This window comes from Bradyrhizobium sp. (genome assembly GCF_030646015.1).
GTDB lineage: Bacteria > Pseudomonadota > Alphaproteobacteria > Rhizobiales > Xanthobacteraceae > Bradyrhizobium.
Map to the genome: position 1 here is coordinate 66,839 of NZ_JAUSLT010000101.1, position 20,256 is coordinate 87,094.

Below are 20,256 nucleotides of genomic sequence, written 5' to 3' on the forward strand. Positions count from 1 at the left end.
GTCATCGAGCCACGGCGGTCACCGTCACCGGGCGGGGGCCGAACAACGGCCTCACTTCCGGGCCGGGCTTCGCGGCGCTGAATAAATAACCCTGCATTTCGGTGCAACCGAGCGCGCGAAGCCGTTGCTTCTGTTCCAGCGTCTCGACGCCCTCGGCTGTCGTCGTCATGTTGCGGGAGGCCGCGATGTTCACCACCGCCTGCACGATCGCCGACGAGCCGTCGATTTCCGTGATGTCGCTGATGAAGCAGCGGTCGATCTTGATCTTGTCGAACGGGAAGCGCTTCAGATAGCTCAGCGAGGAATAGCCGGTGCCGAAATCGTCCAGCGCGATGCGCACGCCGATGTCGCGCAGCTGATGCAGGATGGCGAGCGCGGTCTCGTCGTCGCGGATCAGCACCGCCTCGGTGATTTCGATTTCCAGCCGGCTCGCCCGCAGGCCGGACGTGGCCAGCGCGCTCGCGATCTTCAGCGCCAGCGTCGGGCACTTCAATTGAACGGGCGAGACGTTGACCGCGACACGGATATGATCCGGCCAGCTAGCCGCCTCGGCGCAGGCGGTTTTCAACACCCATTCGCCGAGTTCAACGATCAGGCCGGTATCCTCCGCCACGGGGATGAATTCGGCGGGCGAGATCATGCCGCGTTCGGGATGGCGCCAGCGCAGCAGGGCCTCGCAACCGGTCACCTCGTCGCGGTGCAGGTCGACCAGCGGCTGGTAGTGGATTTCGAAGCCGCCATCGACCAGTGCCTGGCGCAGGTCCTGCTCCATGGCAAGCCGCGCCTTGGCGCTGGCATCCATGGCGGGTTCAAAGAAGCGATGGGTTCGGCGTCCCCCGGCCTTGGCGCCATACATTGCGAGGTCGGCGTTCTTGATCAGCTGATCCAGGTCGGTGCCGTCCTGTGGCGCCAATGCGATGCCGATACTGGCGTCGGTCGAGAGCTGGTGACCGAGGCATTGATAGGGCTGCCGGATCAATTCGTGAATCCGGGTGACGAATTCCACGACATCGCCGACGTTCCTGACGCCGGTCTGGATCACCGCAAACTCGTCGCCGCCGAGCCGCGCGATCAGGTCGGCCTCGCGGAGGCAGCCCCGGATGCGGCCAGCCACCGCCTTCAGCAGTTCATCGCCGACATGGTGCCCAAGCGAATCGTTGATGCCCTTGAACTCGTCGATATCGATATAGAGCAGGGCGAACTGCTCGCCCGCCCTGGTTCGCTGCAATTCGCGTTCGATCTGTTCGCGGAACAGCACCCGGTTCGGCAGGTCGGTCAGCGCGTCGTAATGCGCGAGGTGCGCGATCTTCTCGTCGGCGCGCCGGCGCTCGGTCACGTCGTCGACGACGTTGATCAGATACCGGATTTCGCCGGTCTGGTCCGGAATTCCGATACGCTTTGACGTGATGAAGCGCTTGCTCTCGATTTGCGACGGGAACACGTCCAGGAACAGGCCATCGGGACGGCTCAGGGCCTTTTCATCGTCCGCAGTGACGTTGGCGGCCACCTTTTCGGGAAACAGATCGAATGCGGTCCTGCCGACGATTTCCTCGCACGGCAGCCCGAATTGGGCCTCGGCCACCCGATTGGCCAGAACGTAGCGGCCATCGCGCAGGTCCTTGACGGTAATCTGCGTCGGGATGTGATCGATGATCTGGCGCAGGAACGCATAATTGCGGTCGCGCTCCTGCTGCAGGTTCTGGCGCTCCGTGGTGTCTTCGATTGTGGCGACCCATCCGCCCTGTGCCAGCGGCTTGTTGACGATCAGATAGGAACGCCCCGCGCTTTCCATGTTCATGTGGGTGAGCTTGCCCTGCGCCACGTTGCGCATGATGGCTGAACAGAATTCGTCGACGTCGCCGTCAAAGGATCCCGTGTCCTGACGATGCTGGATCAGGTCGCGAAAGTGGCAACCCGGTTTGACGATGTCGGTCGACAGCCCGTACATATCGAGATAGCGCTGGTTGCAGAGGATGATGCGCGCCGATGCGTCATACAGCACGAGGCCCTGTGTCATATTGTTCAGGGCGGTGTCGAGCTGCTGTTTTTGCAGACCGAGCCGCTGCTGCGATTCCTGGTTTTGCTGGGTCACCTGCCGAATGATCAGGAACAGCACGAAAGCGATCACCAGCGCGGACAGCACGGCGGCGGCAACCATGAACCTGGTTTGCGCCTGCCAGTCCGCCAGCGCGGCCGAGACGGTCGTGGTCGCGACCACGACAATCGGAAGACGGCGCAGGGGCGCCGCCGAGCCGAGCCGGTCCGTGCCATCGACGGGACTTTGTACGCGCAAGGTCTGGCGGCCTCCGTCGGTCAGCACCTTGTTCACAAGGAGGGCATCCTTGAAATATTTTCCGACGGTCGAATTGGCATGAGGGTAGCGAGCCAGCATCGTTCCATCGCGATGAAACATCGAAATCGCGGCGCCGTTGCCGAGCGCGACGGATGCGAAGAATTTTTCAAAATGGGAGGAATTGATCCTGCGCGCCATTACTCCGAGAAAAACCCCGTTACGGCCGCTCAGCCGATGAGCGATGACGGTGCTCCGGTCGCCGGTCATCTGGCTGCGGGCCGGCTCGGCCACTGCGGTTTTCAGTGCGGCGTCCGACCTGAAATTCTTGAAATAGCTCCGGTCGGCGATGCTGATGGCTGGCAGCGGCCAGATTGCCGACGCGTTGATCAGCTTGCCGTCCGCATCAAAGATGCCGACATCGCCGATGTAGGACAGCACGTTGACCTTGGACTTCAGGATCAGGTGAGCGTCGTGGCTCGACATCCATGTCCTGAACGTTTCCGGCGAGTCGATCTCCGAAAACTGCATTCTGGAGATCACGTCGTTGGCAACAATCTCGGAGTCCTCGAACTGCTGTTCGAAGTGCCGGGTGAGCAGCAGCACGGTGTTTTCGAGTTCGCGCTCGTTGTTGCTGAGGGCACGCTCGCGGAATTCGCCGACCATCATCATGGTGCCGACGCTGATCGCCGCGACGATGAGGCCGCCGCACAGGATCAGCGAGAGGATCGGCCCTCGGCGAATCGGCATGGCAATGTGCTGCGAGCCGGTGGCGGCTTTTCGAAGCGATCCAAGCGCGCCACGGACATTGACAAGCAGTCTTCGCATTCCCCGTCTCCCGGGGAACATGAATACAATGCAGAAATGGCATACCGGTTAGGAAATCCGGTTACTTAAGGCTTAACGGCGCGCGCCGGCCGTAGAAATACGGGGGGCGGCGGCGGGCGTCATGCCGGTTTGCGAGAAGGATTCCGTAACCGTCCCACCACGCCGGTCGGGAAAAAGTAAACGCTGGCGATGAACAAAAGACCAAGCCACAGCAGCCAGCGATCCGGATGCAGCAGTCCCGGCAGCAGCGGCAGTCCTGCGTCGGCGGCGGCGTTGGAGGCGGCCCCCATCAGCGCCTGCAGATAGTTCTGGGCCAGAATGAAGATCACGGCTCCGACGATCGCGCCGTAGATCGTGCCCATGCCGCCGATCACGACCATCAGCAGAATGTCCAGCATGATGGCAAAACTCAGCGAGGTATCCGGCCCGGCATAACGCAGCCACAACGCATTGAGCATGCCGGCGCTGGCGGCGACCAGGGCGGCAAGGCAGTTGGCGTAGGTCAGATGAAACACGGTGCGGAAACCCAAAGCTTCCGCGCGAAAACGGTTGTCGCGGATCGCCTGCAGCACGCGGCCGAACGGCGAATTCACCACACGCAGCAGCGCCAGGATCATCGCGGCGCAGGCGATGAAGATGAGATAATAGGTCAGCACGCGGCCATTGACGGCGAAGCCGAACCAGTCCTTCGGAATAAGGATAGTGCCCGGCCGCAACAATTCCGGCAGCTGAAAGCTGCGGCCGTCCTCGCCGCCGGTCAGCCATGACAGTTGCGATGCCAGCACCAGGAAAGCGGAAGCGACCGCCAGCGTGATCATGGCAAAGAAGATCGCCTCGACCCGCAACGAGAACAGGCCGATCGCGAGCGCCAGCAGCATCGCCAGCGGCAGGCCGGCAGCGACGCCGACCGCCACCGCCGCCCAGTTCGGGCCCATGGAATAAAGCGCGATCGCGATCGAATAGCTGCCGATCCCGTAAAACATCGTGTGCGCGAACGATACGGTTCCGGTGTAGCCGAGCAGCAGATCATAGGACGCCACCAGGGCGGCAAAGATGCAGATCTTGGTGGCGACGTTCATCGCCTTGGCGCCGGGAAACAGCAGGGGCGTCACCGCCAGCGCCGCAATGATGACGACGAGCAGAATGGAGAGAACGCGGCTGCGCGGCGGATCGCCCGAGAGAATCATCATCGACTCGTCACCGCATAGAGTCCGCGTGGCCGCCACATCAGGATCGCGACCATCAGCAGGATGTTGGAGACAAGCGCCAGTTTCGGCACCAGAAAGCCGCCATAATTAGCGACCATGGCGACCAGCAGCGCGCCAATGAAACAGCCGCCGATCGAGCCGAGACCGCCGATGATCACCACGATGAACACCAGCACCGTGAGGTCGTCGCCCATCGAGGCGTGCACCTGTTCGCGGTACAGCGCCCACATCACGCCGCCGAGCCCGGCGAGGCCGGAGCCGACCATGAACACCCCGAGGAACAGCCGCCTGATGCGATAGCCGAGCGCTTCCACCATCTCGCGGTTTTCCACGCCGGCGCGGATCAGAAGACCAATCTTGGTGCGGTTCAGCACCAGTTGAATGCCGCAGAACACCACCAGCCCGACCAGCATTGCCAGCAGGCGGTATTTCGCAATCGCGACGTCACCGATGATGAACGAGCCGCGCAGCGACGTCGGCAGCGGCAGCGGGATGATCTGCGGTCCCCACAGCGCGTACAGCGCCTGTTCGGCGACGATCAGCCCGCCCGTCGTCATCAGGATCTGCTTGAGGTGCTGGCCATAGACCGGGAGGATCAGCACGCGCTCGACCACAAGTCCGAGCGCGCCGGAGACCGCCATCGCGGCAAGCGCGGCGGGCGCCAGCACCGCCAGATTCGTCAGCAGCGAGTCGGCCTGCACGTAAGGCGCCAGCGGCAGCAGCACCAGCGTTGCGACATAGGCGCCGACCGCGATGAAGGCGCCGTGACCGAAATTGAGCACGTCCATCAGGCCGAACACCAGGGTCAGACCGGAGGCCATGATGAAAATCATCATGCCCATGGCGAGGCTCGCCACCGTCAGCGTCACCCATGAACTGCCCGATCCGATCAGCGGCAGCATCGCCAGTGCGAGAATCGCCGGCAACAGCACCGGCAGCAGATCCCGCTTCGGCCTGGGCAACGCGTCGGTCGCGGCAAGGTCGGTCACTGATGCGTCTCCAGACTAAGCCCTAGCAATTTTTCCTGCAGCGCGACGTCGCCCGCCAGCGCCGCCATCTCGCCGCGGTGGACGATCCGGCCATTGTCCATCACCAGCACGGTATCGCCGATCGCCTGCGCGGCATGGAAATTCTGTTCGACCAGCAGGATGGTGGCGCCCCGGCGCTTGATTTCCGCAAAACATTCGATCAGCGCCACCACGATCGCCGGCGCCAGACCCTTGGTCGGCTCATCGATCAGCAAAAGCTTGCGCGGTTCGACGATCGCGCGCGCGATCGACAACATCTGCTTCTGTCCGCCGGACAACGCGCCGGCGCGCGACAGCCAGAATCGCTTCAGCGCCGGGAAAAATCCAAAGATCCACTCCAGCCTGGCATCGTCGAGCGGCCCGTCGCGCGCCGCGAGGATCAGGTTTTCCTTCACCGTCAGGTCGGAGAACACCGCCATGCTCTCCGGGACGTAACCGACGCCGAGCCGCGCAATATCGGGCGTCGCGCTGGCTTCGATGCGCTGCCCGTCGAGCGAGATCTGGCCGGCGGAGGCCTGCCACAGGCCCATGATGGTGCGCAGCGTCGAGGTCTTGCCGGCGCCATTGCGGCCGAGCAGCATGGTGGTCTGGCCCTCGGGCACGCTGAAATCGACGCCGTGCAGAATGTGATAGCGCCCGACATGGGTGTGCACGCCGGCGAGGGTGAGCAGGTCGGTCATGCCGCGCTCTTTCCGGGCGCGATGCCGAGATAGGCCTCCTGCACGATCGGCGAGGCGATCACCTCGGCCGGCTTGCCGTCGGCGACCAACTGGCCGTTGTGCAGCACGATGATGCGGTCGGCCAGCGAGCGCACCACGTCCATCTTGTGCTCGACCAGCAGGATGATCTTGCTGGCATCCTGCTTGAGCTGCGCGATCAGGTTGAGCACCACGGGCACCTCGTCGATGCTCATGCCGGCGGTCGGTTCGTCGAACATGAAGACTTTCGGCTCGAGCGCCATCATCAGCGCGACTTCGAGCTTGCGCTGATCGCCGTGGGATAGCGCGGTCGCCGCCACGTTACGCCGGCTGCCAAGCGCCACCTGATCGAGAATGGCGTCGGCGCGGGCGATCAGGTCCTTGCGCGTGATCCAGGGCCGCAGCATGTCGTAATGCACGCCGCTGGCCGACTGCACGGCGAGGCGGACATTCTCGGCCACGCTCAGATTGGGAAACAGATTGGTGAGCTGGAACGCGCGGCCGAGGCCGGCGCGGGTGCGCAGCGGCGCGGACAACTGGGTGATATCGGTGCCGTCGAACAGGATGCTGCCGCCCGAGGGGCGCAGCTGTCCGGAGATCAGGTTGAAGTAGGTGGTCTTGCCGGCCCCGTTGGGGCCGACGATCGCGGTCAATTCACCCGGCCGAAAGGTGCAGCTGACGCTGTTGACCGCAACGTGTCCGCCGAAGCGAATGGTCAGGTCGCGGGTTTCGAGCAAGGTCATCGGAAACTCGGGTGATACGCGATTGGTGATACTTCACCTCTCCCCGCGTGCGGGGAGAGGTCGATCGCGCAGCGATCGGGTGAGGGGGACTCTCAGCGAGTCGAGCGTGTCGAGACAGCCCCTCACCCCAACCCTCTCCCCGCGAAGAGCGGGGCGAGGGGGAAGAGAAACTACCGCTTGTTGCGGATCGGAACGTTCATGTCCTCGATCTTGATCTCGCGGACCGGCTCGTTCACCGCCCACGCCAGGTTCGGGTCCACCTTGACCTTGAAGTGATACATGCTCTGCAGTGCCTGGTGGTCTTCCTTGCGGAAGATCATCTTGCCCTTGGGCGTATCGAACTCCATGCCTTCCATGGCGCTGATCAGTTTTTCGGTATCGGTGGATTTCGCCTTGGTGACCGCGGTGACCACGGCCATCGCCGCGGCAAAGCCGCCCGCCGTGAAGAAATCCGGCGGTGCGTTGAAGCGCTTCTGGTGCTCGGCGACCAGCCAGTCGTTCACCGGATTCTTCGGAATATCGTAGTAGTAATAGGTAGCACCCTCCATGCCGGGCAGGCTCTTGTAGGCCGCCAGCGCCGGCAGGATGTTACCGCCCGTCGACAATTCGATGCCGTAACGCTTCGGGTCCATATCCTGCAGTTTGCTCAGGGGATTGCCGGCGCCGGCCCAGATCACCCAGATGATCTTGCGGCCGGGCTTGTCCTTCAGCGCGTCGAACAGACGCTGACCGGCCGCGGTGAAGTCCGTCGTGGTGGTCGGGGCGTATTCTTCGGCCGCCAGCGTCGCGCCGGTCTTGGCCAGCGCTTCCTTGAAAGCGGCGACGCCGTCACGGCCGAAGGCATAGTCCTGTGCCAGCGTCGCGATGGTGACGCCCGGCTTGCCGATGGCGATCGCGTTCGAGATCGCATCCTGCGAGGAGTTGCGGCCGGTGCGGAAGATGTACCGGTTCCATTTCTCCCCGGTAATCTGGTCCGCGACCGCGGGTTCGACGATCAGGATCTTCTTGTTCTCCTCGGCAACCGGCAGGTCCGCAAGGGCCGCGGCGGACGAGGTCGTGCCGATCGCGATATCGACCTTGTCGTCCTGGTAGGCTTCCGCCAGCGCTGACTTGGACAGATCCGGCTTGCTCTGGTCATCCTTGGTGATGATCACGATCTTGCGCCCGTCGAGCGTCATGGTGCCCTTGGTGGCATACTCCAGTCCCATGCGCAGGCCGGTTTCGGTCTGTTTCGCGTAGGCTTCCAGCGGTCCGGTCTTGCCGTAGATCAGGCCGATCTTCAGATCCTGGGCCTGCGCCGCGGCGCTCCCGATCAAGCCGAGTGCGGCGGTTGCGAGAATGAGTGGGTAACGCACGGCGGTCCCTCCTGTTGCAGAATGGATGTTACCATAGCGATTTGCACAGCCGGACGAACATTGCAATTCGATGTTTCGGCCGCGGGCGACTTCGGCGCGAGCGTGTTCAGATGTCTAGTCGGCCTGCCCACGAACTGGGCGTTGCTCACCGGATGTGCCGCCGATCCCCGCGACGTTTCGCCAGTCCGACTGCGCTTCCTCCGCGCTTTCGAAAATATGCGCGGCGACGCCGCGTCGTTCCAGGGCTTCGCCGAGCTTGATGCGCAGAAAGCCCGAGGTAGTGTAGCGCGAGACGCCCGAATAGAAGCGGTCGGCGAGACCCCGCACCATGGCCGAATAGTCGTCGAGCAGCTCCGGCACGATCGAGAAATTGTCGTAGTTCACGATGGCGTAGACCCGCCGGCCCAGCCCGCCGAGCCGGGCTTCGACGGATTTGGCGATCGCGTCGATATCGGCGCGGCTGCGCAATGCAAAACGCTCCAGATTGACGAAGAACAGGTTCTGCCGCTCGTCGAGCGTGAAGCGCTGATCGAGCGGAATGGTGAGCATGTCCTCGCGCAGATCCATCGGGCCCTGTCGGAAGATCCGCGCGTCCATGCCGATCGGGTCGCGCGGTATCAGCGGCTTGAAATCCATCAGCGCGAGGATATCCCGCTCGATATCGATGCCGGGGGCGACTTCAATGAGCTCGAGTCCATCGGGCCGGAGGGCGAAGACGCAGCGCTCGGTGACGTAGAGGACGCTCTGCCCGCGCGCGGTTGCGTAGGCGCCGCTGAACGTCACATGCTCCACGGCTTCGACGAATTTGCGCGCCCTGGCTTCCTCCAGGATGGCGAGCTTGCCGTCGGACAGCGCGATGCGCAGGCGTCCGGCGCCGAAGGTGCCGACGAAGATCACTTTCTTGGCATTCTGGCTGATATTGATGAAGCCGCCGGCGCCGGCGAGCTTGGGACCGAATTTGCTGACGTTGAGATTGCCTGATCGGTCGACCTGGGCGAGGCCGAGAAATGCCGCGTCGAGACCTCCGCCGTCATAGAAATCGAACTGATAGGGCTGGTCGATCACCGCCTGGGTGTTGATCGCGGCGCCGAAATCGATGCCGCTGGCGGGAATGCCGCCGATCGTCCCCGGCTCCGCCGTCAGCGTGATGAGGTCGATGATGCCCTCCTCGTTGGCGACCGCGGCGATGCCGTCGGGCATGCCGATGCCGAGATTGACGACGCTGTTGGGCTTCAGCTCGAACGCGGCGCGGCGCGCGATGATCTTGCGCTCGCTCATCGGCATCGGCGGCAGCGAGCCGGCGCGCACCCTGATCTCGCTGCTGAAAGCGGGGTTGTATTGCGTGCCGAAGGTCTGCCAGTGATTTTCCGGCCTGGCGACCACGACGCAGTCGACCAGGATGCCGGGGATCTTGACCTGGCGCGGATTGAGGCTGCCGCTTTCGGCCACCCGCTCGACCTGCGCGATCACGACGCCGCCGGAATTATGCGCCGCCATCGCGATCGCCAGCGCCTCCAGCGTCAGCGCTTCCTTCTCCATGGTGAGATTGCCGTCGGGGTCGCCCGTGGTGGCGCGGATGATGCCGACGTTGATCGGAAAGATCTTGTAGAACAGGCATTCCTGCCCGCCCAGCGTGACCAGCTCGACCATGTCCTCGGTGGTGCGGGCGTTGAGCTTGCCGCCGCCGTTGCGCGGATCGACGAAGGTCCCCATGCCGACACGCGAGATATGTCCGGGACGGTGGGCCGCGATGTCGCGAAACATGTGGGTGATGACGCCCTGCGGCAGATTGTAGGCCTCGATCTGATTGGATATCGCGAGCGCCTGCAGTTTCGGCGCGAGGCCCCAGTGGCCGCCGATCACGCGCTTGACCAGCCCCGCATGCGCGAAGTGATTGAGGCCGCGATCCTTGCCGTCGCCTTGTCCGGCGGCATAGACCAGCGTCAGATTGTGCGGCTTGCCCTGCGCATAGGGCGCGTCGCCCTCGCTGGCGAGATAGAGCTGCTCCAGCGCCAGCGCGATTTCCTCGGCAAACCCGATGCCGACGAAGCCGCCGGTGGCGACGGTATCGCCATCGCGAATGAGGCGCACGGCTTCCGCCGCCGTGACGATCTTGCCCTTCTCCGCGTTGCGCAGATAGGGCAAGGCTGGATGCTGGCTCACGGCGTTCCTCCCCGGGATGGTTTCAAGCCGCGTGTCGGATTCCCGATTGCTGGCGGCTGCTCGACGTTCTGCGCCCTGGCGCATCGATCATAGGAGTCTGGACCGGAAGCCGGTTTGCTTCAAATCAAAAGACCGGCGGATGGCGGGCCGGGAGGGAGGGGCAGCGCGCGTGCGGTCAGCGGCGATAGCGCTCGCCGCGCGCAAGGGCCGGACGGCTTTCCTGCGGCGGACGGCTCGCCAGGCTGGAACGCGCTTCGCTGGCTATGGGTATCGCCGGCCGCAGTTCTTCGAGAAAGATCGGCCGCGAGAAGTAGTATCCCTGCGCATAGCGGATCTTGGTGGCGGCCTGCAGGTAGGCGAGTTCCTCGAAGGTTTCGAGGCCCTCGGCGATCACGGTCATGCCGAGCGCCTCGCTCAGCGATTCGATCGCCCGCAGGATGCCCTGGCTGCGCGGGCGCTTGTGAATGTCGGTGATGAAGGAGCGGTCGATCTTGATTTCGTCGGCGGTGATGTCGGCCAGCGCCGACAAGGACGAATAGCCGGTGCCGAAATCGTCGATCGATATCTTCACTCCCAGTTTCCGGAAAATCGGCAGGATCTCGTCCTGGAAATGGGTCTTGGTGACGAAGGCGTCCTCCGTCACCTCGATCATGAAGCGCTCGGGATAGCCGGTGGCTTCCAGCGCCAGCGCAAACGTCCGCATGAATTCCGGGTTGCAGGCCTGCTTGGCCGCGACGTTGATGCTGATGGAGGCGTCGGGACCAAACGTCTCGTTGATCAGGTCGATCGACTTGACGATTTCGGTCAGCACCAGATGTGTGAGCTCGTCGATCAGTCCAAGCTCGACGGCAAGATTGACGAAGGTGCCGGGGGCCTGAATGACACCTTCATCGTCGCGCAGCCGCACCAATGCCTCGATGCCCTTGATGTCCTGGGTCCGGATGTCGACCTTGGTCTGGAAGGCGCAGCAAAAGCGCTTCTCCAGGATGGCGAGCCGCAGCGACTGCTCGACCTTCATTCGCGCCAGCGCCTCGCGCTCCATGCTGGAGTCGAAGAAGGCCGCGGAGCCCTTGCCGTCGTTCTTGACGCGATACATCGCGATATCGGCGTTCTGACGCAGCAGATCGTAGCTGCGGCCGTGCTCGGGATAAAGGCTGATCCCGATCGAGGTCGAAGCGAAGATTTCCGATCCGTCGATGAAGTAGGGAGCCCTCAGCCGTTCCAGCGTAAACCGGATGTATTCCGCCACCTCCTGCTCGCTCTGGATCGGATTGAGCAGCAGCAGGAATTCATCGCCGCTGATCCGCGACAGCATGTCGGATTCGCGCAAGTCCATTCCAAGCCGCTTGGCGACTTCGATCAGCAGCGCATCCCCGATCGGATGACCGTAATAGTCGTTGATATGCTTGAAGTTATCGATGTCGAGAAATGCCAGCGCGAAGCTGCCATGCGGCTCGTCGCGCTTCAGAAGGCTGTTGACGCGGTGTTCGATCACGCCGCGGTTGGGCAGGCCGGTCAGCTCGTCGTAATAAGCCGACCGGAACAGGTGATCCTCGAGGGCCTTTTGCTCGCTGATGTCGGCGGAGCTCGACAGCAACAGGTTGCGGTCCGCGATACGAACCGGCCGGTGGGTGGTGAGAAAGACCTGTCTGGCCTGGTCGGTGTTGACGCATTCCTCCGCAACCGCGTGGCTGCCGGTGCGCAGCAGCTCCATGCCGGTCTTGCGGCGATGGTCCAGCTCCCTGGAGGCCGGCGCCTCCATTTCGCTGCCGGCCATCCCGAGCTGAGCCGCGGCGGCGTCGTTCACCAGCAGGAAGCGGCCCTGCTCGTCCTGAACCGTCACGCCGGTCGGGAGCATCCTGAAGACATCCCTCAGAATTCTCAATTCGTTAGCGAGAGCGTACTCGCTATCGCCTTCGGTCGCGGCGATCCGCTGCTCGTATTGGGTCCGGCTTTGCATGCCGCCGACTTTGGCGGAAGCTCTTGTAGTTTTGGTTAAGTGGAACTCAAAAAGTCGGCTCCAGTTGTGCGAGTCTACGATTTGAACAGGCTCCGCCTCGATCGTCATTAACAGAACTCTAACGCGATTTCGCAATGCCCGCTGGCCGGCGAATCCGGGCGCTCGATGCACTAAAAGGAGGCGCTTCAACTCGCGGGGATGCGACACTGCATGGTGCAGTGAACCCCGGTCTTCAGGAACGCGATTTCGGTCTTGCCGTCGAACGAGGTGAGCGCCGATTTCAACAGCTTGGTGCCAAAGCCGGCCGCCCCGACGCTTTCGACCGGGGGACCTTCGGTTTCGTCCCAGGTGATGTTGAGACGGCCGTCAGTCACCAGCCACGACACCTGCAAGAGGCCGCGCGGGGAGGAAAACGCGCCATACTTGCCGGCATTGGTGGCGAGCTCGTGGAATATCAGGGCGAGGCTCACCGCAAGCTTGTCGGGAAGGAACAGCGGATCTCCGTTCAGGTTGAACCGCACATGTCCGTAAGGTCCGAGCTCGGAGACTAGCAGATCCTTGATGTCGCAGCCGAGGCCGTCGACCCGTGCTATCAAATCATCCGTCCTGACCAGCGCCCGCAGCCGCTGATCGACGCCGGCCCAGACCTCCGGCCGATCGTGCAGCACCTGGTGCAGAACGGCGTGAATGGTCGACAATTTGTTCTTCAGCCGGTGCTGCAGTTCGCCGACAATGAGTTTGCGATACTCCTCTTCCCGGATCAGCCGCTTCGAAATCTCCCGCTGCTGCGAGGCGATCGACCGGTAGTGCTCGACGCCCCATATCGTGAGGCCGCAGGCGATCAGATAAGCCGCCAGCAGCGCCAGCCTGGCGAAATCGGCGGTTGTTTCGCCGAAATTGAGCGCCATTCCGAGCACGCCACCGGCCAGCGCCGTCCCGATTCCGAGCCGGAAGCCGCCAAAAGCGGTGGCAAACACCACGGCCGGAAAATACGGGGTGAAGAATACATCCGGCCGGATCTGGGCAAGGCCCCACCGCGTCGCGGTCGACAGCGCGAGGCAGCCGGCCGCAAATCCGATGCCGAGAAGCGGCGATGGCGGGGATATTCCCCGCCAGGTCAGTCGAAATTCGTCGATCAATTTCCCCATGACTGACATCAGCCGATCAGAGAATCCAAAATAAGGCCGAGCATAGAGCAAAATCCCGCCAGTGCGGCCAGAAACGGCGTCAGCCGTACCCCTCCTCGAGGACGCTGCCACGCAACAAAGCATGGCTTGCGTAGTTCCGGCAGGCCGGAGATAAATCCAGAGCAAGAGCGATCAGATGGGAGAACGACATGGGACGGCTGGACGGCAAGGTCGCGGTGATCACAGGCGCGACAAGCGGCATCGGACTGCGAACCGCCGAGATATTCGTCGCGGAAGGCGCCAAAGTCGTCATCGCCGGGCGCCGCGTGCCGGAGGGCGAGGCGCTGGCGAAAAAACTCGGCGCCAACTGCATTTTTCGCCAGACCGACGTCATGGTCGACGAGCAGATACGCGCGCTGATCGAGCTGTCGGTCGAGAAATTCGGCCGCATCGACTGCCTGTTCAACAATGCCGGCGGCCCGGCGCAGACCGGCGGCATCGAGGGTCTCGATGCCGCCCGCTTCGACGCCGCGATGGTGACCTTGGTGCGCAGCGTGATGCTCGGCATGAAATACGCCGCGCCCCATATGCGAAAGCAGGGTTCCGGCAGCATCATCAACAATGGCAGCATCGCCGGACGGCTTGCCGGCTATTCCACCTCGCTGGTCTATGGCGCGGCCAAGGCCGCCGTCATCCACCTCACCAAATGCGTGGCGATGGAGCTTGGCGAAGCCGGCATTCGCGTCAACTCGATTTCGCCGGGCGTGATCGCCACCGGCATCTTCGGCAAGGCGCTGGGCCTGTCGGTGGAGGCGGCGGAGAAGACGCCCGAGCTGATGCACGGGGTCTACAAATCGGCGCAGCCGATTCCGCGCGCCGGACTCCCTGAGGATATCGCTCACGCCGCGGTGTTTCTCGCCAGCGACGAGTCCAGCTTTATCAACGGCCATGATCTCGTGATCGATGGCGCGATCACCGGCGGAAAGAACTGGACGGTGCAGCAGCAGGGCTACGTCGGCTTGCGCGAGAAATTTGAGAAGGCAACGGGAGGATAGTCGCCGTCATTCCGGGGCGCCTCGAAGAGGCGAACCCGGAATCTCGAGATTCCGGGTCTGGTGCTGGCGCACCATCCCGGAATGACTGGAGCCAGTCGGGAGAGACATCAATGTCCGCAACATTCAATACGTCGCTCGGTCAAACCCCAATCCGCCCGCTCCATCTGGCCGTCATCGCCGGCCTCGCTTGCGCCTTCGTGATCGGCAAGGCCCTGCCATCGACGATGGACGCCATCTCGGCAGTCATCGCGCCGCTGTGTGCCAGCAGCGAGCCCATGGGCTCCTCGCTCGACACCGTCGAGCCGATCGGCTCGTATGCGCTGCCGAACGTACCGGGCAAGCGCGTCACGATCGTGCGGGTGTTCTACGGCCCCGGTGGATTTACCCGCGCGCATCGCCATGCGGGCTCGGTCACCGCCTACGTCACCAGGGGCGAGATCCGCTCGCAACTCGGCGGCGGTCCGGTCGAGACCTTCAAGGTCGGGCAATCGTTCTTCGAGCCGCCGGGTGCGACCCATCTGGTTTCGGCCAACGCCAGCAACACCGAGCCCGCCGAATTGATCGCGGTGTTCGTGGCGGACGAAGGCGCGCAGCTCACGACGTTCATTGAATAGAATTTACCGCAGGCGCCTGACCGGCCGTGTATGGTCTCGTCCAGGCAACGCGGAGTGCGGGCGGTATGGACGCAAGGCTTGAACGAAGACTGCGGCTGTTTGCCATCATTGTCGTTGTCAGCGCCGTCGCCTCCGCCGCATTTTCCCTCGCGCAGGGCTTTAATTCCCTTGCGGGAATAGCGGTGGGCGTCTCGTACGGCATACTCCTCAGTGCCCCGATCGCGGGCATCTCCCTGTTCGTCCTGCAAGGCCCGATGCGGCCGTGGCTCGGCGGCCTTTCGTTTACCGCCAGCCTGATGGTGCGGAGTGCGATCTTCGCGGCCATCATCCTCCCCATACTGTACTTTCAACTGGGCAGCGTCATCGCCGGGGTTCCTGTCGATCCAACTCATAAAGGCCTTTGGATAGCCGTCGTCTTTTCCGTTGTGTGCGTGATCCTGGCCAATCTCATCGTCGGCATCGCCAACATTATCGGCCCGCGTGCGTTGCTGAATTTCGTCAGCGGTCGATACCACGCCCCGATCGAGGAAAACCGCTTCGTGCTTTTCGTCGACATTGCGGGATCGACGGGGCTGGCCGAGCGGCTCGGCGGCGTGGGCATCCATCGCCTGCTCGACCGGACGTTTCGCCTTCTCACCCTTGCCGTCGTCGACTGTCGCGGCGAGGTCCTCAACTATGTCGGCGATGAAGTGATCGTGACCTGGCGGGAAGACGGAGGAGCTATCGAGTGTCGTCCGCTCCGCTGTTTCGCGGCGATGCGCGATGAACTGGCGCGCGCATCGGATCAGCTGGAACGCGAATTCGGCGCGGTGCCGCGGATTCGCGGTGCCTTGCATTTCGGGCCGGTGATTATCGGAGAGATCGGCGACGTCAAGCGCGCCATCGTTTTCAACGGCGACGTCATGAATACCGCAGCGCGGCTGGAGGAGCTCAGCCGCAATGTCGATGGCGGCTTTCTGGCGTCGCGCGCGGCGATGGATCGGTTCGACTCGCCGCCGCCGTTCCCGGTTCGCGATCTCGGGCGCCTGCCGATTCGCGGACGCGTCGATGGCATCGACGTGGTCGGCATCGGCACGCCGACACCGGCGTGATCTTGACCTGCTTCAGAGAATCGTAGGGTGGGCAAAGGCGCCCTTGCGTCGTGCCCCACCATTGCGCAGCTTGCGCGATGATAGATGGTGGGCACGGCGCCCAGTGGCGCCTTTGCCCACCCTACGCGATGTATCTCACACCGGCTTCAGCGTCACCCGCAATCCGTCGCGCGGCTTCGGGATCGGCCACATCTGCCAGTCCGGGGCATAGCCGGGCTCCAGCGAGACCTCGAGATTCTGCAGGAAGTGCCGTGCGAAGCATTTCGCCTGCATGTAGGCGAAGTGCAGCCCGATGCACATATGCGCGCCGCCGCCGAATGGCACCCAGGCGAAGCGATGGCGGCCGCGCTGCGCCTCCTCGGTGAAGCGCATGGGATCGAACGTGTCGGGATCGGGCCAGATCTCGGGCATGTGATGGGTGAACAGCGTATTGACGCCGACCCCGGTGCCGGCCGGAATCGCGTAACCCTTGAAGGTGAAGTCGCGGACCGCGCGCCGCGGCATCGAAGGCACCGGCGGCTTCAACCGCAGCGCCTCCTTCAAGGCCATCTCGGTCAGCTGCATGGCTTCGAGATTGTCGAAGCTGGTGGGCTCCCCGGGCCCCACGCCGAGCGCGTTCACTTCATTTCGCAATTTGTCCTGCCACTCCGGATGGGCAGCCAGCTCGCCGACGAATGACGTCAGCGACGAGGTCAGCGTGTCATGCGCGGCCATCATCAGAAAGCTCATGTGGTCGACGATGTCCTGCGTCGACAGCAACGCGCCGTCCTCGTGGGTGGCGTGGCACAGCTGCGAGAACAGATCTTCGCCACTGCCTTTGGCGCGGCGGATCGGAATCTGTTCGGAGAAATAGGCGACGATGCGCTTGCGGCCGTTGACGCCGCGCGCCATCGCGGTGCCGGGCAGCGGCTTGCGGATCACGGCGACCGAGGCCGCCACCATGTCGACGAAGGCGTTGGTGATGTCGTCGACTTCAGGCCCGATCTCGGCGCCGAGGAACGAGGTCGCGGCGAGATCGAGCGTCAGCTGCTTCATGGCGGGATAAAGCAGCATTGGCCCGGGTTTCGCCTTCCATTGCGCGACCCGCGCTGCGATGCCGGTGTCCAGTTCGCCAAGATAGGATTTCATCGGCCCGGCCTTGAAGGCGACCGACAACGCGCGGCGGTGCAGGCGGTGCTCCTCGAAATCGAGCAGCATCAATCCGCGCGGAAACAGCCGCCCGAGAATCGGGCCCCAGCCATGCGTCGAGGAGAACAGCTTGGCCTGGTCGAACAGCACCAGCTCGTTGGCCTCGGGTCCCAGCAGCGTGAGACTGGTTTCGCCAAACAAATGGGTTCGATAGACCAGCCCGTATTTCGCCGCCGACCTCTCGACATATTCTTTCGGGTCGGCGAGTGCCTCGAGGGTCCGGCCGATCAGCGGCCAGCCCTCATTGCCGGGAATATGCGTCAGCGAATTGCGCTTCGGCGGGGTGAAGGTAAGCGCGGGGGCCACACTTTGCATCGACATGGCAATTGCTCCTGATGGTCCCAGACCGTTTCAGTCAGGAAAATACCCCTTTGTCCGGGTCCTGCAAGGGTGATCGAGTGACGCGGCGCGAATGACGGTCGCGCCGCGTCGTGTTACGCCTTCTGCTTGGCGGCTTCCTTCTGCAGGTCCGGCGCGTTGATGGTCGGGATCGCGACGCGGCCGGGGCCGGTGTGCTGGAGCGCGGCCGCGGCCTTGTCGTTCTCCATGATCTTGGCCATGACAGCCTGGCCGGCGCGCTCGAACACCGCGCGGTTGTCGATCACGAATTGCTGCGATTTGCGCAACGACGCGATGTAGCCGTTGATCTCCGGCACCACATAGCGCGCTACCATGTCCCAGCTGCGCCGGGTATTTTCGGGATTGGCCCAGTCGTGCACGAAGCCGACGATGGTGCCGACGCCGCCGGAGACCTCCATCAGGCTCTTGATGGTTTTGACCAGATCGTCGGGGGTGCCGATGGTGGAGGCCGCTCCCTCGCCGCCGGCGGTCTTCTCCACGGCGTCTTCGGGCGATGTGAACGGCTGCAGGCCCGGGCGCTGCAGGGTGCGGACATTATATTCATTGTGCCAGCGCATCAGGCCCGGTCCGGCCTCGCGCTGGGCCTGCTCGCGGGTCTCGGCGATGTGCCACGACAGCAGCACGCGCCAGTTGGCGCGGCTCACGGTGGTGCCGGCCTTTTTGGCGGCGTCCTCGGCAAAGCCCCATTGCGTCGGCAGCGCCATCAGGCCCTGGGTCGACATCGAGCCCAGCGAAATGATGCCGATGCCGTATTTGCCGGCCAGCGTCATGCCCGACGGTGAGATCTGCGAGGCCACCACGAACGGCATCTCCTCCTGCAGCGGCAGGATCTGCAGCGCGGCGTCGTTCATGGTGAACCAGTCGGTCTTGGCGGTGACGCGCTCGCCGTTGAACAGCCGGCGGATGATCGCGATCGCCTCGTCCTGGCGGTCGCGCTGCGTCATCGGATCGATGCCGAGCGTGTGCGCATCGGAGGCGAGCGCGCCCGGTCCGGAACCGAAGATGGCGCGGCCGCCCGTCATATGGTCGAGCTGCACCATGCGCTGCGCGACGTTGTAGGGATGGTGATAGGGCAGCGAGACCACGCCGGTGCCGAGCATGATGCGCTTGGTGCGCTCGCCGGCGGCGGCCAGGAACATCTCCGGCGAGGCGATGGTTTCCCAGCCCGAGGAATGATGCTCGCCGCACCAGAATTCGTCATAGCCGAGCGCGTCGAGCTGTTCGACCAGGTCGAGATCCCTGCGGAATTGCAGCATCGGATGCTCGCCGATCGGGTGATGCGGGGCGAGGAAGGCTCCGAATTTGAGGCGCGCCATTGGGTTTCTCTCCGGACTTTGTTGTTCTTGGATGCTTGGGCCCAAACTACGGGGCGCCGCGCCGCAAGGCAATCGCGCACGGCCGCCAATGCTGCATGGTTGTCGTGCAGCGCAGGGTGACGTAGCGTCCGCCTTCCTTTCGAAACGTACAGCCCTGAACGGCCTTCGCCCATGAAACTGGCAAAACCCCGCATCGATATCGGTTTTGCGACCAATGATGCGCCGGCCGCGCTGGCATTCTGGCAGAACCAGATCGGCCTGCCGTTCGACTACACCCAGCCGATCCGCCGCGGCTTCAAGCAGCACCGGCACGATCTCTGCGGTTCGATCCTGAAGATCAACCAGGTCTACGATCCGCTCCCCGACGCCCCGCCGGCGGGCTACCGCGAACTGCTGATCGCGCGCGACGGCATCGCGGCGCCGCTGCCGCTGGTCGACCCCGACGGCAACCGCGTCTCGCTGGTGCCGAGGGGCATGCTCGGGATCGAGCGTATCGGAATCCGCCTCGGCGTCCGCGACGTCGAGGCGCATCGACGTTTCTATATGGAGGCGCTCGGACTGCCGCAGGGCAACGCCAATGGCTCCGGGGAGACCTATCTCGCTGGCGATACCGTGCTGATCGTGGAGCCCGACCCCGGGGCGCCGCATGATGCGGCGTCCGAGGGCAAGGGGTGGCGCTACATCACGTTCCAGGTGTTCGAGGTCGACCGCGAGCACGCTCACGTGCTGGCCCATGGCGGCCGCGAGGCGCGCGCGCCGGTGACGCTGGGGACCACGGCGCGGATCTCGATGGTGCGTGACCCCGACGGCAACTGGATCGAACTGTCGCAGCGCGCCTCGCTCACGGGATCGCTGGAGCCGGCAAGCGCGTAGATCCGATGCATACAAACTTAATGAACATGATCTAATCGTCTTCACGCATTCCAGAACAGAACGCGAAGGTCCCGGTCCTTCTGTGGCGGTCGAACCGGGACCTTCATCTCAAATCTTTCCCCCCGTTGCAGCTCCGGCTGGCCTCTCTGCACTCAATTCGGGTCCGGTTGGGCGGCCTTCCGGCGTTCGACAACGATCCGGATTTCAGCTGGAACATCGGGGCCGGGCTGTTTCGCCCCGACGACAGACTTCGACTCCGTGTCGACGCGGCGATCGGGGCGCTGCTGGCGGATGGCACGATCGCGCAAATCTACGCCCGCTACGGCATCGAACTGCGGCCCCCGCGGTGAGGCGCAGGA

16 protein-coding genes are annotated in these 20,256 nt (G+C 63.7%); 5 read left to right on the forward strand and 11 right to left on the reverse strand.

Going from position 1 to position 20,256, the window contains the following annotated elements; genetic code table 11:
* Window position 1 precedes the first annotated feature (1 nt).
* The 9 genes from Q7T45_RS16425 to Q7T45_RS16465 all read right to left on the reverse strand — a co-directional run bounded on the left by Q7T45_RS16425 (window position 2) and on the right by Q7T45_RS16465 (window position 13,421).
* Window positions 2-3,118, reverse strand: coding sequence for an EAL domain-containing protein (locus tag Q7T45_RS16425; RefSeq protein ID WP_370691294.1), 3,117 nt, complete (start codon window positions 3,116-3,118; stop codon window positions 2-4).
* Window positions 3,119-3,237: 119 nt separating this feature from the next.
* Window positions 3,238-4,308 carry a branched-chain amino acid ABC transporter permease gene (locus Q7T45_RS16430; RefSeq protein WP_304871995.1) on the reverse strand — a complete coding sequence of 357 codons (1,071 nt, stop codon included), beginning with the start codon at window positions 4,306-4,308 and terminating at the stop codon, window positions 3,238-3,240.
* On the reverse strand, window positions 4,305-5,315 hold the full coding sequence (locus tag Q7T45_RS16435) for a branched-chain amino acid ABC transporter permease (protein ID WP_304871996.1): 1,011 nt from the start codon (window positions 5,313-5,315) through the stop codon (window positions 4,305-4,307). Before Q7T45_RS16435 ends, Q7T45_RS16430 begins: the two co-directional genes overlap by 4 nt.
* Complete coding sequence (locus Q7T45_RS16440) at window positions 5,312-6,034, reverse strand: ABC transporter ATP-binding protein (protein WP_304871997.1); 723 nt, start codon at window positions 6,032-6,034, stop codon at window positions 5,312-5,314. The genes Q7T45_RS16435 and Q7T45_RS16440 overlap by 4 nt, the downstream gene beginning before the upstream one ends.
* Window positions 6,031-6,795 carry an ABC transporter ATP-binding protein gene (locus Q7T45_RS16445; protein WP_304871998.1) on the reverse strand — a complete coding sequence of 255 codons (765 nt, stop codon included), beginning with the start codon at window positions 6,793-6,795 and terminating at the stop codon, window positions 6,031-6,033. Before Q7T45_RS16445 ends, Q7T45_RS16440 begins: the two co-directional genes overlap by 4 nt.
* Before the next feature lie 170 nt (window positions 6,796-6,965).
* Window positions 6,966-8,150, reverse strand: coding sequence for a substrate-binding domain-containing protein (locus tag Q7T45_RS16450; protein ID WP_304871999.1), 1,185 nt, complete (start codon window positions 8,148-8,150; stop codon window positions 6,966-6,968).
* Between the two features lie 114 nt (window positions 8,151-8,264).
* The gene (locus Q7T45_RS16455) at window positions 8,265-10,313 is read right to left on the reverse strand and encodes an acyl CoA:acetate/3-ketoacid CoA transferase (RefSeq protein WP_304872000.1); all 2,049 of its coding nucleotides are present in this window, start codon (window positions 10,311-10,313) and stop codon (window positions 8,265-8,267) included.
* Between the two features lie 175 nt (window positions 10,314-10,488).
* Entirely contained in the window at window positions 10,489-12,171 is a 1,683-nt protein-coding gene (locus tag Q7T45_RS16460) for a bifunctional diguanylate cyclase/phosphodiesterase (protein WP_304872001.1), read from the reverse strand.
* A gap of 287 nt (window positions 12,172-12,458) precedes the next feature.
* On the reverse strand, window positions 12,459-13,421 hold the full coding sequence (locus tag Q7T45_RS16465; RefSeq protein WP_304872002.1) for an HWE histidine kinase domain-containing protein: 963 nt from the start codon (window positions 13,419-13,421) through the stop codon (window positions 12,459-12,461).
* A 188-nt stretch (window positions 13,422-13,609) separates the two neighbouring features.
* Between Q7T45_RS16465 and Q7T45_RS16470 the strand changes: the two genes are divergently transcribed.
* The 3 genes from Q7T45_RS16470 (at window position 13,610) to Q7T45_RS16480 (ending at window position 16,160) form a co-directional block, all read left to right on the forward strand.
* Complete coding sequence (locus Q7T45_RS16470) at window positions 13,610-14,455, forward strand: SDR family NAD(P)-dependent oxidoreductase (RefSeq protein ID WP_304872003.1); 846 nt, start codon at window positions 13,610-13,612, stop codon at window positions 14,453-14,455.
* Window positions 14,456-14,565: 110 nt separating this feature from the next.
* Window positions 14,566-15,069: a cupin domain-containing protein gene (locus Q7T45_RS16475; protein ID WP_304872004.1), complete on the forward strand. Its 504-nt coding sequence runs from the start codon at window positions 14,566-14,568 to the stop codon at window positions 15,067-15,069.
* 65 nt (window positions 15,070-15,134) lie between these two features.
* Window positions 15,135-16,160 (forward strand): adenylate/guanylate cyclase domain-containing protein, encoded by a 1,026-nt coding sequence (locus Q7T45_RS16480; RefSeq protein ID WP_304872005.1) that lies wholly within the window; start codon window positions 15,135-15,137, stop codon window positions 16,158-16,160.
* A 135-nt stretch (window positions 16,161-16,295) separates the two neighbouring features.
* On the opposite strand, the gene Q7T45_RS16485 is transcribed toward Q7T45_RS16480, so the two are convergent.
* Both Q7T45_RS16485 and Q7T45_RS16490 read right to left on the reverse strand, forming a co-directional pair.
* Window positions 16,296-17,669, reverse strand: a complete 1,374-nt coding sequence (locus Q7T45_RS16485; protein ID WP_304872006.1) for a cytochrome P450 — start codon at window positions 17,667-17,669, stop codon at window positions 16,296-16,298.
* 113 nt (window positions 17,670-17,782) lie between these two features.
* Window positions 17,783-19,024, reverse strand: coding sequence for an LLM class flavin-dependent oxidoreductase (locus Q7T45_RS16490; protein WP_304872007.1), 1,242 nt, complete (start codon window positions 19,022-19,024; stop codon window positions 17,783-17,785).
* A gap of 171 nt (window positions 19,025-19,195) precedes the next feature.
* On the opposite strand from Q7T45_RS16490, the gene Q7T45_RS16495 reads away from it, so the two are divergent.
* Window positions 19,196-19,897, forward strand: a complete 702-nt coding sequence (locus tag Q7T45_RS16495) for a VOC family protein (RefSeq protein ID WP_304872008.1) — start codon at window positions 19,196-19,198, stop codon at window positions 19,895-19,897.
* Between the two features lie 167 nt (window positions 19,898-20,064).
* The gene (locus Q7T45_RS16500; RefSeq protein ID WP_304872009.1) at window positions 20,065-20,247 is read left to right on the forward strand and encodes a transporter substrate-binding domain-containing protein; all 183 of its coding nucleotides are present in this window, start codon (window positions 20,065-20,067) and stop codon (window positions 20,245-20,247) included.
* Window positions 20,248-20,256 lie beyond the last annotated feature (9 nt).

Bases quoted from the DNA above. Each gene is read 5' to 3' on its own strand.
- Q7T45_RS16470 (WP_304872003.1), top strand. From the start codon at position 13,610: ATGGGACGGCTGGACGGCAAGGTCGCGGTGATCACAGGCGCGACAAGC.
- Q7T45_RS16440 (WP_304871997.1), bottom strand. From the start codon at position 6,034: ATGACCGACCTGCTCACCCTCGCCGGCGTGCACACCCATGTCGGGCGC.
- Q7T45_RS16485 (WP_304872006.1), bottom strand. From the start codon at position 17,669: ATGTCGATGCAAAGTGTGGCCCCCGCGCTTACCTTCACCCCGCCGAAG.
- Q7T45_RS16430 (WP_304871995.1), bottom strand. From the start codon at position 4,308: ATGATGATTCTCTCGGGCGATCCGCCGCGCAGCCGCGTTCTCTCCATT.
- Q7T45_RS16460 (WP_304872001.1), bottom strand. From the start codon at position 12,171: ATGCTCCCGACCGGCGTGACGGTTCAGGACGAGCAGGGCCGCTTCCTG.
- Q7T45_RS16495 (WP_304872008.1), top strand. From the start codon at position 19,196: ATGAAACTGGCAAAACCCCGCATCGATATCGGTTTTGCGACCAATGAT.
- Q7T45_RS16475 (WP_304872004.1), top strand. From the start codon at position 14,566: ATGTCCGCAACATTCAATACGTCGCTCGGTCAAACCCCAATCCGCCCG.
- Q7T45_RS16490 (WP_304872007.1), bottom strand. From the start codon at position 19,024: ATGGCGCGCCTCAAATTCGGAGCCTTCCTCGCCCCGCATCACCCGATC.
- Q7T45_RS16465 (WP_304872002.1), bottom strand. From the start codon at position 13,421: ATGGGGAAATTGATCGACGAATTTCGACTGACCTGGCGGGGAATATCC.
- Q7T45_RS16445 (WP_304871998.1), bottom strand. From the start codon at position 6,795: ATGACCTTGCTCGAAACCCGCGACCTGACCATTCGCTTCGGCGGACAC.
- Q7T45_RS16425 (WP_370691294.1), bottom strand. From the start codon at position 3,118: ATGCGAAGACTGCTTGTCAATGTCCGTGGCGCGCTTGGATCGCTTCGA.
- Q7T45_RS16480 (WP_304872005.1), top strand. From the start codon at position 15,135: ATGGACGCAAGGCTTGAACGAAGACTGCGGCTGTTTGCCATCATTGTC.